General features: G+C 69.2%; 15 protein-coding genes. 4 read left to right on the plus strand and 11 right to left on the minus strand.

Annotation, left to right across the window (positions count from 1 at the left end; genetic code table 11):
• Positions 1–20: 20 nt before the first annotated feature.
• The 6 genes from ABT001_RS29265 to ABT001_RS29290 all read right to left on the minus strand — a co-directional run bounded on the left by ABT001_RS29265 (position 21) and on the right by ABT001_RS29290 (position 5,757).
• On the minus strand, positions 21–473 hold the full coding sequence (locus tag ABT001_RS29265; RefSeq protein ID WP_351283582.1) for a DUF6238 family protein: 453 nt from the start codon (positions 471–473) through the stop codon (positions 21–23).
• A gap of 25 nt (positions 474–498) precedes the next feature.
• Positions 499–1,965: an SCO6880 family protein gene (locus ABT001_RS29270; protein ID WP_351283585.1), complete on the minus strand. Its 1,467-nt coding sequence runs from the start codon at positions 1,963–1,965 to the stop codon at positions 499–501.
• A gap of 131 nt (positions 1,966–2,096) precedes the next feature.
• Positions 2,097–3,506 (minus strand): SCO6881 family protein, encoded by a 1,410-nt coding sequence (locus tag ABT001_RS29275; protein ID WP_351283587.1) that lies wholly within the window; start codon positions 3,504–3,506, stop codon positions 2,097–2,099.
• 28 nt (positions 3,507–3,534) lie between these two features.
• Positions 3,535–4,215, minus strand: coding sequence for a hypothetical protein (locus ABT001_RS29280; RefSeq protein WP_351283589.1), 681 nt, complete (start codon positions 4,213–4,215; stop codon positions 3,535–3,537).
• On the minus strand, positions 4,215–4,523 hold the full coding sequence (locus ABT001_RS29285; protein WP_351283592.1) for a DUF6112 family protein: 309 nt from the start codon (positions 4,521–4,523) through the stop codon (positions 4,215–4,217). Before ABT001_RS29285 ends, ABT001_RS29280 begins: the two co-directional genes overlap by 1 nt.
• 88 nt (positions 4,524–4,611) lie before the next feature.
• A complete protein-coding gene (locus tag ABT001_RS29290; protein WP_351283594.1) occupies positions 4,612–5,757 on the minus strand; it encodes a C40 family peptidase in 1,146 nt (381 codons plus the stop codon).
• Between the two features lie 580 nt (positions 5,758–6,337).
• Here ABT001_RS29290 and ABT001_RS29295 point away from each other — a divergent pair.
• Positions 6,338–7,084, plus strand: coding sequence for a DNA-methyltransferase (locus ABT001_RS29295; protein WP_047471334.1), 747 nt, complete (start codon positions 6,338–6,340; stop codon positions 7,082–7,084).
• Positions 7,085–7,181: 97 nt separating this feature from the next.
• Here the strand turns inward: ABT001_RS29295 and ABT001_RS29300 are convergent, their stop codons facing one another.
• The 3 genes from ABT001_RS29300 to ABT001_RS29310 form a co-directional block, all read right to left on the minus strand.
• Entirely contained in the window at positions 7,182–8,114 is a 933-nt protein-coding gene (locus ABT001_RS29300) for a DUF5655 domain-containing protein (protein ID WP_351283644.1), read from the minus strand.
• 340 nt (positions 8,115–8,454) lie between these two features.
• Positions 8,455–8,886, minus strand: coding sequence for a hypothetical protein (locus tag ABT001_RS29305; protein ID WP_351283597.1), 432 nt, complete (start codon positions 8,884–8,886; stop codon positions 8,455–8,457).
• A gap of 63 nt (positions 8,887–8,949) precedes the next feature.
• Positions 8,950–9,384 carry a hypothetical protein gene (locus ABT001_RS29310; protein WP_351283600.1) on the minus strand — a complete coding sequence of 145 codons (435 nt, stop codon included), beginning with the start codon at positions 9,382–9,384 and terminating at the stop codon, positions 8,950–8,952.
• 371 nt (positions 9,385–9,755) lie between these two features.
• Here ABT001_RS29310 and ABT001_RS36140 point away from each other — a divergent pair, with 371 nt between their 5' ends.
• From ABT001_RS36140 to ABT001_RS29320, 3 genes are all read left to right on the plus strand, one after another.
• A complete protein-coding gene (locus tag ABT001_RS36140) occupies positions 9,756–10,013 on the plus strand; it encodes a DUF8825 domain-containing protein (RefSeq protein WP_502967543.1) in 258 nt (85 codons plus the stop codon).
• A 42-nt stretch (positions 10,014–10,055) separates the two neighbouring features.
• Positions 10,056–10,301 (plus strand): hypothetical protein, encoded by a 246-nt coding sequence (locus ABT001_RS29315; RefSeq protein WP_351283603.1) that lies wholly within the window; start codon positions 10,056–10,058, stop codon positions 10,299–10,301.
• A 1,209-nt stretch (positions 10,302–11,510) separates the two neighbouring features.
• On the plus strand, positions 11,511–11,783 hold the full coding sequence (locus ABT001_RS29320) for a hypothetical protein (protein ID WP_351283606.1): 273 nt from the start codon (positions 11,511–11,513) through the stop codon (positions 11,781–11,783).
• 118 nt (positions 11,784–11,901) lie between these two features.
• Here ABT001_RS29320 and ABT001_RS29325 read toward each other — a convergent pair whose 3' ends face one another.
• Positions 11,902–14,148, minus strand: a complete 2,247-nt coding sequence (locus ABT001_RS29325; RefSeq protein ID WP_351283608.1) for an MMPL family transporter — start codon at positions 14,146–14,148, stop codon at positions 11,902–11,904.
• A 123-nt stretch (positions 14,149–14,271) separates the two neighbouring features.
• A complete protein-coding gene (locus tag ABT001_RS29330; protein ID WP_351283610.1) occupies positions 14,272–14,862 on the minus strand; it encodes a hypothetical protein in 591 nt (196 codons plus the stop codon).
• Positions 14,863–14,977: the final 115 nt, after the last annotated feature.

A 14,977-nucleotide genomic window follows, 5' to 3' on the forward strand; every position in this document is an offset into this window, starting at 1 on the left:
TTCTCCAGATGAGGGGTGGGTCAGCGGCGGACGAGGCCGGTGAACGGGGCGTGCAGGTCGGCCTGGGTGGTGCGCCGCCGGACGAGATGAGCGGTGCGCTGATGGCGCTGGCAGATGGTCAGCCCCGGTGCTCCCTCCGGAAGGCCGGCTTGGCACGCCTCCGGTGCGGGGATCTCGCCGGAGTCCGGCCGGGGCGCCGCGTGGTAGGCGGCGTGGAGGTGCTCGGCGGCCTGCCAGATGCGGGTGCGGGCGGTACGGAGCTGGTCGCCCTCGACCGCGACAAGCTGCCTGGTGCGACCGGTGTGGGCGTCGAGCAGCCCGTACAGCGCGACGAGGTGGGCGTGCAAGGCGTCCAGCTCGGCCCGGCTGGTGACCAGCGGGCCGCCCGGGATGTTGAGCGCCCGGTGGAAGTCGAGCGCGGCGGTGGCGAAGGGCACGAAGTCCTGCGCGGTCGGGCTGGCGGTGCGGGACATGAGGGTGCTCTTTCGAAGGGAAGGGTCAGGCAGCGAGCGCGAGCGGCAGGGCGGCGGCGGTGAATGCCTCGGCCTGCTGCCAGGTCAGCGGCCGGAGGTCGAGCTGGGCGCCGACCGCGGCGGTCTCCACGACGGCGCAGGCGGTGCGCAGCTCGTCCTCGGTGTCGGCCGAGACGGTCAGCAGACCGGTCAGGGCGACGTCGGCGTGCCCGGCGATGAGCTGGCGTTCGCGGGACTTGATGTCCTGGTACTCGATCGAGTCGGCCTCGGAGTCGACCTGGCCGCGCCGGGCGCGTTCGGCGGCGTCGGCGATCACGCTGGACTTCTTGCGCTGCACGTCGCGCAGGGCGGCGTCGAGGTTCTTCGGCTCGTAGGAGAGCGACAGCGTGCGCCGGACGCCGCCGGTGAACAGGAGCTGGTGCAGGAAGCCGGCGCTGGTCTCGGTGCGCGGCCAGTTCTCCACCCAGTAGGTGGCGTGCACGGCGGTGTCGGTGGCGATGTGGTCCGCCTTCTCGACGACCACGACGGGGCCGGCGGCGGCGGGCTCGGCCTCGGGGCGACCGGCCGTGGACCAGCGGTCGAGTGTCGCCAGCGCCTTCGGGTCGTAGGAGGTGCGCACCACGGCGGCGATCTCGCGGGCGGTGAGCCAGCCCGTCGGGGTGAGACCTGCGGTCCGCGCCGCCTGGTCGAACGTGGAGGTGAGCTGGGCGAGGACGCTGAAGGCACCGGTGAGACCGCCGCCAGCCTGGTTGATCAGCCGACGGGCCGCCTTGGTGTCCAGGGACACCGCGACGTACGCCTCGTGCGGGGCGGCTGCGGGACCGGCGCTCTGGATCAGCTCGTTGTAGATCGCGCTGGCCATCGGGGTGTCGGGGCGGCCGTGCTCTTCCCAATAGCGGCGCAGCGCGTCGCCGGAGTCGGGGATGGTGCGCTCGATCACCTGGATGCGGGCGATCTGCCCGGTACGGGCGAGAGCTGCCAGCGCGCGTCCCCAGCCGCCGACGTTGGCCTGCTGGGTGCCGGGGTCGAGCAGGGCGTAGGCGCGGGAGGAGACCTTGACCACCGCGGTCAGCGTCCCGGCGTGTGGGTTGTGGACGGCGCCGTACTTGCCGTCGGGAGCAGTGGTCACGCGCAGGCTGGCAGCGGTGCCGGGAAGGTGGAGTAGTCCCTCGCGGGTCGGCCGGCGGGAGGGCCGGGTGAGCCAGACGAGCTGGCCTCGCATCCGGCGCAGCGCGTACCGGACGACGATCGGGGCCCAGTCCGCCAGAGCACGGCCTCGGTGGCGGACGAAGACGAGCAGGGCGATCACGGCCCACAGCGGGATGAGCTGGAGGGCGCCGACCACACCGCGGGCGAGGATCACGGCGAGAAGGAGAAGGCCGGTGAGCCCGGCGACGACCAACTGCGGGACGGACAGGCCGAGCAGGACGCCGCGCCTGCTGCGGTGCGGGAACTTCACGGTGGGCGTGGAGGACTGGTGCTTGCCGGACATGGTGGTTCCAGACGGTGGGAGCGGGCGGAGGACGGGGCGCGCGGCGCTCTTCTGGACGTCATGGCGCAACCTTCCTGCTGGTGGGGGGCGGGGGCGGGCCGTGGAGTGCGGCCCGCCCCCGGGGATGTGGGTCAGGAACCCGACGGCGACTGGGTGGGATACACCCAGTTCGTCGGCGTCGCGGAGCCGGTGGCCGACGGTCCGGACGCGGACGCCGGAGTGCCCGAGGCCGAAGGTCCGGGGTCGGCTGGCGGCATGGAGGTCATGTCGCCGCCCGGAGCCGATGCGGCTGCGAGGTGACCGGAGCCGCCCGCAACGCCTTGGGCAGGCGATTCGGACCCTTCCGGTTCGTCCTCGCCAGGACGTGTGATCAGTGGCGGGATCCCGGGGCGCTGGATCAGAGCCCGGCCCTTGTCGCCGCTCGCGTCCGGGTCTTCGCCGTACCGGAAGCGGGTCTGCTGCTTGGGCGGCCCGGCGTCGATGCCCTCCTTGCTGAGGTTGCCGCCGGAGGGGTTGATGCCGGAGGCGACGCCATCGGTGCCCGCGCCCGGGACCTGGTTCGGACCCTGCGGAGCGGGGGCGCCGGTACCGGCCCGCAGCGCGAGGCTGCCTGCGGTCTTTGCGGATCCTGCGGCGACCGCCATGCCGGCGACACCGGTGCGGTGCATGTCGTCGTGGCCGCCGCCGTCGCTGGCCCAGTGGACGAACTTGTACGTCGCGTAGGGGCAGAGCAACACCAAGACCATCACGACGATGCCGGCCATCGCGTCGGACAGGGCCGCCATTCCGTCGCTGGCGTCGGTCTTGCCCATGGCGGAGACGCCGATCAGGAAGACCACGGTCATCAACAGCTTGGAGACGATCAGGGTGCCGGTGGCCTCGATCCAGCCGCGCCGCCACCGTTTGGCGACTTCCCAGCCGCCGCCCGCCCCGGCGAACACCGCGAGCGCGACCATGATCAGGACGCCGACCTTGCGGGCCACCATCACGCCCCAGTAGAGGAAGGCACCGATCGCGCACCCGAAGGCCACTAGCGCGGGCACACCCCAGCCGAGGCCGTACATGGCCCCCATCTGGTCAACCTTGATCACGCGGCGGATCGCGTCGTCGATCGAGGTGTTGGCGGCTTTGAAGAGGCCGTCGGACAGCGCGTCCACGACGGTGATGGCGACGGTCGTGAAGGCGATGGCGGAGAAGCTGAACAGAACTCCGGTCATGGTGCCGAACGCCGCCTTGGCGAGGGCACGTTCGTCTCGGCGCCAGGCCGCGGTCATGAGCTGGATGCAGAAGATGCCGACGGTCAGGGTGAGGCCGATGGGCAGCAGCAACTCGTAGTTGTCCCGGAACCACCCGGCGTTGAGGTCGATGGCCGTCGTCTTGTTGACGGCCTTGGCGGCCAGGTCGGCCGCGCTGGACGCCAGCTCGCCCGCCGACTTCGCGATCCACGCGCCGAGACCGTCGGTGACGGTGCCGGCGGGGTTGGTGGCGAAGTCGACAGCGCCGCACACCTTGTCCATCAGCGGGAAGTCGCAGACTCCCATGGGTCGTACCTCCGTTCTGGGGCGAGGGTCAGGGCGCGACGGACGGCATGACGCCGACCAGGGCGCAGGAGTGGTTGGGCCGGCACTGGACCGCGAGGGTGGTGGACCGGCTCTCCGCGCCGCCGGCAGCCGAGCCCTTCCAGCGAATCGACTGCTTGCCGGAGACCGTGACGGCGTAGACGTACGCCTGGGTGATCGCCCCGGGGTCGTCCTGGAGGGCCTGGATAAAGGCATGCGGGAAGTGCCCCTCGTTGATCTTGGCGGTGGCGACCTGCTTGTTGGCCGCCATCTCCTTCCACAGCACGGCCGAGGGGACCGCCTGGTCGACGGAGGCCGGGTCGGCGTAATTCGACTCCGTGGTCAGCCAGCCGCGCAGCGCCTTGCGCAGCTCGGGCTGCGAGTACGCGCGGGTGTCGTACGACCACAGCGCTGCGGCGGCGGCCTTCCCGTACGTGATCGGGTCGTGGGTTTTCGGCGGAACGGGCAGAGCGCGGGGCCGGGTGTGCGGCCCGAACGGTGCCGCGGGCGACGAGGACGCCGTGGGCGAACTCGGCGGTGGGGAAGCAGTGTCGGAGGGGCTTCGGCCCTCGCGGGTGAGGTAGGCGGCCAGGCCGGCGAGGGCGACGAGCACCGCCAGGACGGCAGTGCCGAGCAGCGCCCGGCGGCGCACGCGAGATGCGCCGCCGGGGTGGGTGGAGTGCTGAGCCATCAGTGAACCTGCGTTCCGAGCGTCGAGAAGAACGCCACTACACCGTTGGCCGCACCGAGAAGAAGGGCCGCGCCCGCGCTTACCAGCACGCCCTTCTTCCCGTTCGCCTCGGCCTGGTGACCACCGGAGTGGTGCCCCCAGGCCCACACGCCCGCGCTGACGGCGAGGGCTCCGACCACGGCGATGAGCCCGAAGAGGTTGATCGAGCCCATCACCTGCTTGAGGACGTTGAGGCCAGGGAGCCCGCCCTCGTTGGGCTTGATTCCGGGGTCGTAGGCGAGCTGTATGACCTTGTCGGCGAGATACACGGGAACTCCAGTTCGAATGAGCGCACGCCAAAGCCCGGTGGGGCGGACCAGCGGTGCGAGGGGAGGTGGGGAGGGGGAGGAGCGCCGGTCAGACGACTCGGCGGGCCGCGAGAATCCGCGATTTCCAGGACGCGACGGTGGTGATTCGTACGACGTCACCGGTGTGCGGGGCGTGGACGATCAGGCCCTGCCCGATCGCCATCCCGACGTGTTCCGGTACGGCGGCCGTCCCCTCGGTGAAGAGGAGGTCGCCCGGCTTGAGGGCATCGACCGAGACGGCCTTGCCGTCCTTGACCTGCGTGTACGTGGTCCGCGTCAGGGTGACCCCGGCGGCCTTGTACGCGCCCTGCATCAGGGAGGAGCAGTCGCAGCGGCCCATCGGGTTTTTGCCGTGGGAGTCGGTGCACGTGCCGCCCCACTGATACGGGGTGCCGAGCTGGCCGAGCGCCCACCGGATCGCCGTCTGCACCTCTCGCGGCGCGGAGGCTGGAATCTTGTACTCGTCCGGCAGCGCGCCCGCCGGGATGGTGCCGAAGTCCCTCCCGTCACCGTCCGCCGAACAACCCCCCGCGGAATCGGGAGAGGGGCTGCCGGCGTCGGCAGAACCGGACGGCGACGGGCTTGGTGATGCACCGCCGGCCTCCTGCAGCAGGGGCTCGATGGCCTTCTGCAGGGCGGTGGCCAGAGGCTCCCACTTGGCGTACGCCTCGGGGAAGCCCGACTTCTGTACCGCCTGGGCGGCCTGGGTGACAGAGAGGGACTGCCAGCCGGAGACCTTCTTGAGGCCCTCGTAGAACTTCGTCGAGGCGTGGACCGGGTCGAGGATCTGGCTGGCCGTGCCCCAGCCCATCGACGGCCGCTGCTGGAAGAGCCCCAGCGAATCGCGGTCGCCGTAGGTCAGGTGCCGCAGGCCGCTCTCCTGCAGAGCGGTCGCCAGGGCGACGACCTGCCCTCGGGCGGGGATGTTCATCGCGACGCCCGTGGCCTGGATCGTCTTGGCGTTGGGCACTTGGTCGGCAGGCGCGTCCAGACCCGGCACGGAGACTGAGCCCTTGTCGCCGCCGTCCAGGATGGCCTTCACCTGCTTGGCGACGGCGGAGGCGTCCACACCCTCTGCACCGCCGGTCGAGCACGAAGCCGAGGCGGTCCCGGCACCGATGCCAAGGATCGGCACTGCCAGCAGGAGTGGTCCGGTGGCGCACAGACCGACGAGGGCTCCCGTCGTCTTCTTCACGGCCGCCGCCGTTCAGCGCGACGGTGGTGCGGACCGGTCGAGGGAGGTGGGTCGGGGCGGGGGTGTGTCAGGGCATGCTGCATCGCAGTGGCTCCTCGGTGTTCGAAGGAGACGCGGTGCCGACTTCTCGTGCAAAGCCGTCGGCACCGCGCCGATGTGCATCCGCCTCTCGGCGGGCCCGGGTCAGAGGAGTTGGTAGCTCCAGGACGCCGGTTTCAGGTCACGCGCGGCAGCCAGCCGCGCTCGTAATCTCAGGCAGTGCACAGGGGCCTCCTCACGGCGCTCGCGGACAGATGGTCAACATGCCTCCGACGCTGCTCGATTGGACGAGACAGCACGGATAAGCACAGCTCAACGGGGGTGGAGCAGCGCTCCTTCCCGGTGGCACGGCGAGACAGTAGACCGGGATTCCGGCCGCGCCAAACGACTGCCATCCAGGGGCTCGAAGCAGGAAGCCACCTCGTTAGGCGCGGCCGAAATTCGCCGTTAACCTCCTCTGCAACCTCGCACCGGACGCACGCCGTTGAGCGCTGCCCGGAGCAGGTCCAGACTCCGCCGCGCCCGAAGAGAGGCCCTCCCCATGAGCTACACGCTGCACCGAGGCGATGCCCTGACCGTCCTGAAGTCCCTCCCGGACGAGAGCGTCCAGGCGGTGATCACCGACCCCCCGTACAACTCCGGAGGCCGCACCAGCTCCGATCGAACCGGCCGCACCGCCCGTGCCAAGTACGTCACGAGCAACTCGGCGCACGACCTCGCCAACTTCCCGGGAGAGAACCGCGACCAGCGCTCCTACCGCTCCTGGCTCACCGAACTCCTCACCGAGGCGTACCGGGCCTCGACCGAGCACGCGGTCGCGATGGTCTTCACCGACTGGCGACAGGAGCCGACCACCTCCGACGCCCTCCAGATGGCGGGATGGACCTGGAGCGGCACGATTCCGTGGATCAAGCCCTCCAGCCGGCCCCGCAAGGGCGGGCCGAAGCAGGACTCGGAGTTCATCATCTGGGGCGTCAAGGGCTCCCTCGACAACACCCGTGACCTCTACCTGCCGGGGCACTACATCGCCTCCCAGCCCCGCAAGGGCCGGGTTCACATCACCCAGAAGCCGGTCGAGGTCATGCAGCAGCTCGTCCAGGTCTGCCCCGAGGGCGGCACCGTCCTCGACCCGTTCACCGGCAGCGGTTCCACCGGGGTCGCGGCCCTGCGTGAGGGACGTCGGTTCGTGGGCGTCGAGCTGTCCGCGCACTACGCCGACGTTGCCGAGGAGCGGCTGCGTGCCGAACTGACGAAGGACGACTTCGAGCTGGCCGGACCGGAGGCATGAGCGTGAGAGCGGAGAGGCCGGGGCCGGCGGCCCACAGACGCCAAAGGGGCGGCTGGTGCATCGACTAACTGATGCACCAGCCGCACCTCCTGTTATGTCAGGCCGCCTCGAACGCCCGCCGGATCAGCGGCGCCGCCTTCTCCAAGTCGGCTGCCGAGACGATACGGACCTCCAGGTCGCCGGTCCCGAGGTGTCCGATACCGCGCATGTCCCGGGTGAAGCCCTCCTCCAACTCGACCGAGTCCGGGTCGAGTCTGAGATACACCAGGATCGCCTCGTGCTTCGGACGGAAGATCACCGACGCCACGTTCACCAACCGCCGGTAGGCGATGTAGTGCCGCAGCGACGCCACCTCCACCTCGCCCCACGCCGTGAGCGCCTCGTCCAGTTCCGCGTACAGGTCCCGCAGGCACTCCGGCACCTGTCCTCCACCCGCAGGCGGAGAGACCACCGAAGCCGTCGGCACGCTGTCCGCCACGGGTGCCCGCTCCCGGCCCCGGCGAGACGAGGTGCTCGGGAAGCCGGTCGCGGAGTCCACGAGCAGCAGCCCCAGCAGGCCACCGTCGAAGATCCGGTAGCGCACCAGGTCAATCCGCTCGGGCAGCCGCTGCACGGCCACCCGGTCGTGGTGGGAGAAGCCGGCCGCGATGCAGATCATCCGCGGACGACGCCAGTCGACGGACTCGGCGGCTTCCGCGCCCAGCACCGTCCGGACGAGCGCCTCGAACTCGTACTGCGCCGACTCCAGCCAGGACAGGTAGGAGACCGCCTGGGACATCACTCCGCTGTCCGAGCCCTTCTTGAACTCGATCACCACCGGGCTGCCGTTCTCATCGAGCCCCAGGGTGTCGATCCGCCCCCGGTGCCAGGGGCCAGTCGGATACTCCGATGCCAGGAAACGGACGCCCAGCATCTGCTCCAGGCCGGCCTCGGCCCGGCGCTGCAGCTCCACCTCTAGCGCCACCGTCGAGCCGGCCAGCTCGACATCCCGTCCGTCCGCGTCCTGCCGGAACATCATCAGCTCGGCCACCAGCGCCCCCTCCCGCGATCTCTGCAAGGAAGCCAATCGAACGAACGCCTTGGTTATTCCATCTAAAGCTCGCCGGACCGTTTGGTCATCGAGTGGGGCAGGTGCACGCTGCGGAGTAGCGGAAGGCGCCTGGCTAACAGCGGTGAAGTCGTGTGACTAGGCAGCCCAGTTGGCCACTCTGAGCACCATAGTTGGCCACACCGCCTGACACGGCCCTGTTCTCGTATAGCTACGGCGAACGGACATATAGCGCTGAGTAGCTGCCGTAACCCTCGTTTCTCCGCTCTGGCCGCCTCGTTGAGCTGAATGAGTGACGGCGAGGGGTGGGGTGAATGAATCACTAAGGCAGGTGCCGGAGGATCGCTCGGTACGCGGGCCCTTCCAAGTAGTCGTCGTCGGGGGCAACCCGGTCGACCTTGGGCGGACCGTATGAGGGTTCCCACGTGTCGAACCACGGCGTCCGGGGGCCGACGTACACGGTCCCGTGCGCGGGGAACTGGTCGGCGGTGATGTCGACGACAAGGCCCTCCCGCTCTGCCCAGGCGTGGGTCTCGTGCGGGTTCTCCCTTTTGCCGCAGGCATACAACCAGCCGTCCAGACCCCGCTCGGCGAGGTAGGTGCACAGCATGACCGTGGCCGCGCCGCAGCTCCCCTGAGGGAAGTCCCGGAACCCTGGGTGTGGTGCATCGAGGTCGCCGGCCTGCTTGGCGTCCTCGATGGCGCGGCGGAAACGCATGGCCTCCAGCAGCACGTGGTCTTCGTACGAAGCCATGGCCGGAACCTACCTGGTGCGGTGAGAGGCAGCGTGTAGGCGCTCTGGCGGCCCTTACGTAACCTACGGCCGCTTGAGTGGGGTGCGTCCGCAGTCGATCGCTTCGGCGGCCTCGTTCTCGTCGTAGCTCATGGTGCCTTGGCCGTGGCAGTCCTCGCAGGTGTCCCACACGAGGGAGTAGCCGTCGGGTGCTTCGTCGTCTTCCTGGCCGACCTGGATGGATCCTTCACCGTCGCATTCGAGGCAGTCGAAGACGTACTCGCCGGGTTCCAGCGCCAGTTCGTCGGCCCACGCCTCGAAGTCGTCGACATCGGTGTCGGGCGCGCTCGAGCGGGCGCGGGCCAGGACGGCGATCCCTCCGGCGAGCGCCGCCATCGCGCCGACGGCCACGGCCGCCCGGCCCATGGGGCCGAGGCGGTCCCAGCGGGCGGTGATACGTCGGCGCAGCGGCGGCCTGGTCTCGGCGTCGTCTGCTGGCTTCTGTGGTCCGTCGGTCATCGTGTGCCCTCGAGTGAAGTGGAGTAATAGCAAGGGGCGTTCAGTGTGGCAGGAGCGCGGCCGCGATAGGGCGGGAATGCCGGGAGCCCGGCTACAGCTACGCGGCCGCAGCCCCGTGTAGTTACTCAGCGCTACATGTCGGTTCGCCGTAGCTAAATGAGAACAGGGCCGACCTGCACGGATGGCTGGTTTGTAGCGCTTCGAGTCCCCCAGGCGCCCCATGGCAACGCTCTGCACCAGCAGCGCGCCCCCTCTGACCTGCGCGAACGTCATACCCAGAGTGGCCAACTGGGCTGCTCAGTCACAAGTCGTCCGCGTCGATCCGCGTGGCTAGTTGCCCTTGAAATCGAACATTCGATCCAATAGTCGCTATGCGCCCGTACGACTTTCCACCTGACCTTCTACGTGACCAGACCGCCTGGTACGGCACCTACCGGCAGCTCGCGGACGGTGCCCCGGCCGCCAGCCCGACCGAAGGCCGCCGCCGTCTGCTGGAGCTGTCGGCCCGAAGCGCCGACCACCCGTTCTGGAGAGGGCCAGCCAGAACCCCGGCTGCCCGGATGGAACTGAAGGAGCTGGCTCAGCGCAGCGTCCGCAATGCGACCCCGGCCATCCGGCGGGCGGGGTGATCGACGGCCGAGCGATGGCCGGTCAGCGAAACGGACCTCAGGGTGGAGTGCACGCGTAGTGCGCCGATCGTCGTCCATCGCCCCTCGGCGGCGGGGGGCCGACGAGTCACGGTTCACCGCCGAGGCCGTGACGAGATCCTGGGCACCGCCTACTCCGACCACGACCTAGTCGTTTTTCTCGAAGCGCCCGGCGTCCCTGACCCCGACGGAGTCCTGAACGATCCGAAGTGGCTGGAGTGGCGCGACGGCCCAGACTGCCTGTGGTCCACCCGATCCGATGCGCGCTGATCCGGTTCCGTACGAGGTCACCGTCCGCGTGCCGCACCACCAGCACCGGGTGGGTCACGTCATTGGGCGAGGTGGTCGCCGAGAGCGCGTGCAGCAGTTGTGAGAAGCTGACAAGCGCGTCGGACGGAGGGGCCATGTCGGTCCGGGTCGTCCCACGCGCACAACGGAATGGTCACTGGGAGCCGCCCGGAGGGGCGCTCCGGTGGACAGCCGGTGGACAGACGCCTTTGGGCGAGCCAGTACGAGGCCGCACGGGGAAGACTGGCGCACACGGTCTGATCTGGGGAAACGTCATAAGGAAGCATGGTGGGCACCACCCGACACGATCGCTCTCGGTCTCGTAATGCGTAGGTCTCGGGTTCGAATCCCGAAGGCGGCTCTGTGGTGAACCCCAGGTCAGGCCTTTGACCTGGGGTTTCTTATTTCGGATGACCTTGAAATCGACCCAAGTTGCGCCTCTGGGGTCTGTGCATCGTAATGCGTAGGTCAGAGGTGTCGGTTCTGTGACGAGGATCCAGCCCTAAGCCTCTTACCTGGTCTTTTGTGTTTCTGGAGGGCTGGCTGCGCCTCGTCTCACGGGACTCCGGTGGACAGGCGGTGGACAGCCGTGCAGTGGGGGTGCAGTCCTGCGCAGATCCCGACGAGGACGGTTGGCCCTTTGGCTCATGACGGTAACGCTATCCATGGTCCGTCGCTCTCGTAGGTCCCCGACAAGAGTGGCGGCTGCCGGCTCGGACGTGCTCAACTGTTGTCCCCTGGCGGGGCGTGCCGTGTTGAGTGCGGCGCCGACCTGGTTCGCGAGGGTCACGGCGACGAGGCGTGCTTGCAGGGACGGGCCTGCACCGCGCGCGGGTCGCATCATGAAGCGTCCGTAGAAGTGGCCGCTGGCGAGCGTGCGCAGTTCGACTTCCTGGTCCGTCCGGCAGTCCGAGCTGGTCGACGTCCCAGTGACTATGCCCCGAGGTAACGGTGCCGTCCTGTTGCAGGCGCGGTGGGTGGCTGAGCAGGGTGTGCCGTACCCGAAGCGGCAGCCGTGTAGCTGGAGCAGCCCGGTGAGCTGGCCACGCACGTGGTTGACGAGGGCGTCGGGGTGGCGGCGGACTGAGCCAGTTCGGCGGTGTCGTGGATTAGGGCCAAGACACCACCCGTGACAAACGTGCCTCAAAGCATCCCTGCAAGCACATCAGGCCCAGCACTTGCCAGCTGCAGATGAACGCCGCTGCGAAGGAGACGTCCGGCCTGTTCAACGTCGCGCAGGGCGAGCCGCGCCTCAGCGGTGTGGCCTTGTTCGGCCTCTCCGTCGGAAGAGCCGTGCTCGAGCGCGCGTCGCCCGACCTCGAAGCCAATGTGGCCGCCCTCGAATACTCGTGCTTCGTCCTGCTGGAAGAGTGCCCTGGAAACTCCGAAAAGCTGGTTCCTGGCCCGCTGCTTCGACGAACTGCTCGCATCGGGCGTACGGGGAGTGGCGTCCTTCGTGGATGAGACCTTGAGCGAGAGTTGTCGCCCAGGGGCAGCCCTGCCCACCTCGGGCGGGGCCACCCCTGCCGACGGGATCCACGTCAGGTGCGCTGACGTTCGGGGTGACGTCCGGTGTCGGTGATCACTTGGAGAAGCGCGGCTGTGCCTCCCGGCGGTGCTGCGGCAGCTGCAGTTCGGGGGCGGGGAGCTGGGACAGGCGCGCTCCCTCGACGTCCATGTTCGGTAGCAGACGGTCGAGCCACTTCGGCATCCACCACGCCGAGTCGCTCAGCAGCGCGAACAGGGCAGGCACGAGGGCCATGCGGACGATGAACGCGTCGAACAGGACCGCGATCGCCAGACCGAAGCCGATCATCTGGATGAAGTCGTTGTCCTCCATGATGAAGCCGGAGAAGACGCTGATCATGATGAGCGCCGCCGCCGCGACCACCCGGCCGCCGTGCTGGAAGCCGGTGACGACCGCGTCGTGGGTGTGCGCGCCGTGCGTGTACGCCTCCCGCATCCGGGTCACCAGGAAAACCTCGTAGTCCATGGCGAGACCGAAGACCACGCCGATCATGAAGATCGGCATCGTGCTCATCACCGGGCCCGGCTCGTCGACGCTGAACACATCAGCCAGCCAGCCCCATTGGAAGACCGCTACCACGGCACCGAGTGCGGCGGCCACGGAGAGCAGGAAGCCCAGGGCGGCCTTGAGCGGGACGAGGATCGACCGGAAGACCAGCGTCAGCAGCAGGAACGCCAGGCCGACCACCAGGGCGAGGTAGGGGAGCAGTGCATCGTTGAGGGTCTCGGAAAAGTCGATGAACATCGCTGTCTGACCGGCCACCAGGACGCGCGTGCCGGTGTCCGCCTCGATGCCTTCAGCCCTGTCACGCAGCGACTTGACCAGATCCTCGGTCTTCGGGTCGGCCGGTCCGGTGGACGGCATGACGTTCAGGATCGCGGTGTCGCCGGACTTGTTGGCGTCCGCCGGGCTCACGGAGACGACGCCCTTCTCCTTGCCCAACTGCTTGCTCACCCTGCCGGCCGCGGCTGCCGCGTCCTTGGCCTCGACCGTCACCATCAGCGGGCCGTTGTAGCCGGAGCCGAAGGAGTCGGAGACCATGTCGTACGCCTTGCGCTGCGTGGTCTCGGCGGCCATCGTCCCCTCGGACGGCAGTCCCAGCTCCAGACTCGCGGCGGGCACGGCAATGGCGCCGAGACCCACCACGCCGACCAGCAGAATGGCGACGGGGTGACGCAGGACCAACCTTGCCCAGCGGGTACCCAGGTTTGGTTTCTGCCGGGCGGCACGCTTCTCGGCCTTGCGCCGCTGACGTGCCGAGAGCGGCTTGCCGTACTGTTGCGCCCGGTCCCTGCGGCGCAGGACCTTGACAGGTGCGAAGCCGAGCAGCGCGGGAACGAGTGTGATCGCGATGAGTACGGCGACGACCACGGTGGCCGCGCCAGCCAGACCCATCTTGGTGAGCATGGGGACGTTGACGACGGCGAGACCCGCGAGCGCGACCACGACGGTGAGACCCGCGAAGACGACCGCGGAGCCGGCGGTGCCGACCGCTCGTCCCGCGGCTTCCTCGCGTTCCCTGCCCTCGGCGATCTCGGCGCGGTAGCGGGAGAGGATGAACAGCGCGTAGTCGATGCCGACCGCCAGGCCGAGCATCAGTGCCAGTGTCGAGGTCGTGGAGGACAGGCCGAGTGTGCTGCCGAGTGTGACGATGCCGCAGATGCCGACGCCGACGCCCATGATGGCGGTGACCAGCGGCATTCCGGCGGCCAGCAGCGAGCCGAAGGTGATGAGCAGCACCACGGCGGAGACGGCGAGGCCGATGATCTCACCGGAACCCATCGTCTGGGACGGTGGCACGGCATCGCCGCCCATCTCGACCGTGAGACCGCTGCCGCTGGCGTCCTCCACCGCCTTCGTGAGCGCTTCGTGCGCCTCCGGGCTCATCTGGGTGGCGCCGACTTCGTAGGCGACCGATGCATAGCCGGTGGTGCCGTCCTTGCTGACGGCCTGGCCCTCAAACGGGTCGACGACGCTCACGACTTCGGGGGCCCGGTCCAGGTCGGCGACCAGCGCGTCCACCTTCCGCTTCTCGCCGAGGTCGGAGAGCTTCTTGCCCTCGGGCGCGCGGACGACCACCCGGGCTTTGGCCCCGTCGGCGCTCAGCGTGGGGAACTTGTCCTTGAGGAGGTCGTAGGCCTTCTGCGTCTCCGTGCCGGGCATCGTGAATGTATCGGCGGGAAGGGCTGGGGCGGAGGCGGCGGCGAAGATCGCGCCGATGAAGATCAGCACCCACAGCAGGGCCATCGTGCCCCTGCGCCGGAAGGCGAGGCGGCCGATTTTGTAGAGAAGGGTAGCCACAGCGAAAGAGCTCCTATCGGATTCGCCGGTGAACGGTGGGGGCGGGGATTGCGGTGACGACATGGGCCGCGGGGGCCACGGCAGGAGGAGGAGGGCGGGCAGGCCCAAGGGGAGCCGGGGTCGCTATGGATGGTTCTCCTCACGCCGGTTGATGCCGTTGTCGGGCTGGAACTGGCCGGTGCAGGTGAGGAAGACGTTGTCCAGATCGGGGGTGTGGACAGTGAGGGCCTCGGCCTCGATCGATTCGTTGTCCAGGACCTCCAGCACGGCCCGGAGCGCGGGGATGCTGCCGTCCGTGGGGATGTACACGACGAGCGCGTCGTCGTCGCTCGTCACGGCATCGAAGGCCGCGGCGGCTGATTCGAAGCCGCGTACGTCGGCGAGCTGAAGCCGGATGTGCCCGCCGGCAGTTGTGGGTCCCGATGCCTTCGCGGCGTGGTCGCCGCCATGTCTCCCACGTCCCTCCCAGTTCGTCGGTGGTGTCACCACGAACTCGGGTGCGAGACCGTCCAGTCGCAGGACGACCGAGCCCGGCGCCAGATCGCGGCTGACCCGGCCCACGGCCTCGGACAGCGCGTTCAGCAGCACCAGCCGGGCTGCTGACTCCAGAGGAGCGGCGAGCCGGTCGGCCAGGGCACGGGTTTCGTCGCCGCCCGCGTCGGCGACGGCCACGAGCTCATGTCGGAGGTAGGCGACGTACGGCGTGAGATCCATGACGCCATCATGGCACGTTTATGGCGCCATGCTCTGGCGGTCATACTGGGAGGGGGTGAGCTTGACCGAAACCCGCCTGCCGAACGCCGTGTGTGGCTGGGGATGCCGACGGCTC

The organism is Streptomyces sp. NPDC002793, assembly GCF_040295485.1.
Taxonomy (GTDB): domain Bacteria; phylum Actinomycetota; class Actinomycetes; order Streptomycetales; family Streptomycetaceae; genus Streptomyces.

What these genes read in the sequence shown, in the direction of transcription:
- ABT001_RS29265 (WP_351283582.1), bottom strand. Translation starts at nt 473, where the DNA reads ATGTCCCGCACCGCCAGCCCGACCGCGCAGGACTTCGTGCCCTTCGCC.
- ABT001_RS29270 (WP_351283585.1), bottom strand. Translation starts at nt 1,965, where the DNA reads ATGTCCGGCAAGCACCAGTCCTCCACGCCCACCGTGAAGTTCCCGCAC.
- ABT001_RS29275 (WP_351283587.1), bottom strand. Translation starts at nt 3,506, where the DNA reads ATGGGAGTCTGCGACTTCCCGCTGATGGACAAGGTGTGCGGCGCTGTC.
- ABT001_RS29280 (WP_351283589.1), bottom strand. Translation starts at nt 4,215, where the DNA reads ATGGCTCAGCACTCCACCCACCCCGGCGGCGCATCTCGCGTGCGCCGC.
- ABT001_RS29295 (WP_047471334.1), top strand. Translation starts at nt 6,338, where the DNA reads ATGAGCTACACGCTGCACCGAGGCGATGCCCTGACCGTCCTGAAGTCC.
- ABT001_RS29305 (WP_351283597.1), bottom strand. Translation starts at nt 8,886, where the DNA reads ATGGCTTCGTACGAAGACCACGTGCTGCTGGAGGCCATGCGTTTCCGC.
- ABT001_RS29310 (WP_351283600.1), bottom strand. Translation starts at nt 9,384, where the DNA reads ATGACCGACGGACCACAGAAGCCAGCAGACGACGCCGAGACCAGGCCG.
- ABT001_RS36140 (WP_502967543.1), top strand. Translation starts at nt 9,756, where the DNA reads ATGCGCCCGTACGACTTTCCACCTGACCTTCTACGTGACCAGACCGCC.
- ABT001_RS29320 (WP_351283606.1), top strand. Translation starts at nt 11,511, where the DNA reads ATGAACGCCGCTGCGAAGGAGACGTCCGGCCTGTTCAACGTCGCGCAG.
- ABT001_RS29330 (WP_351283610.1), bottom strand. Translation starts at nt 14,862, where the DNA reads ATGGATCTCACGCCGTACGTCGCCTACCTCCGACATGAGCTCGTGGCC.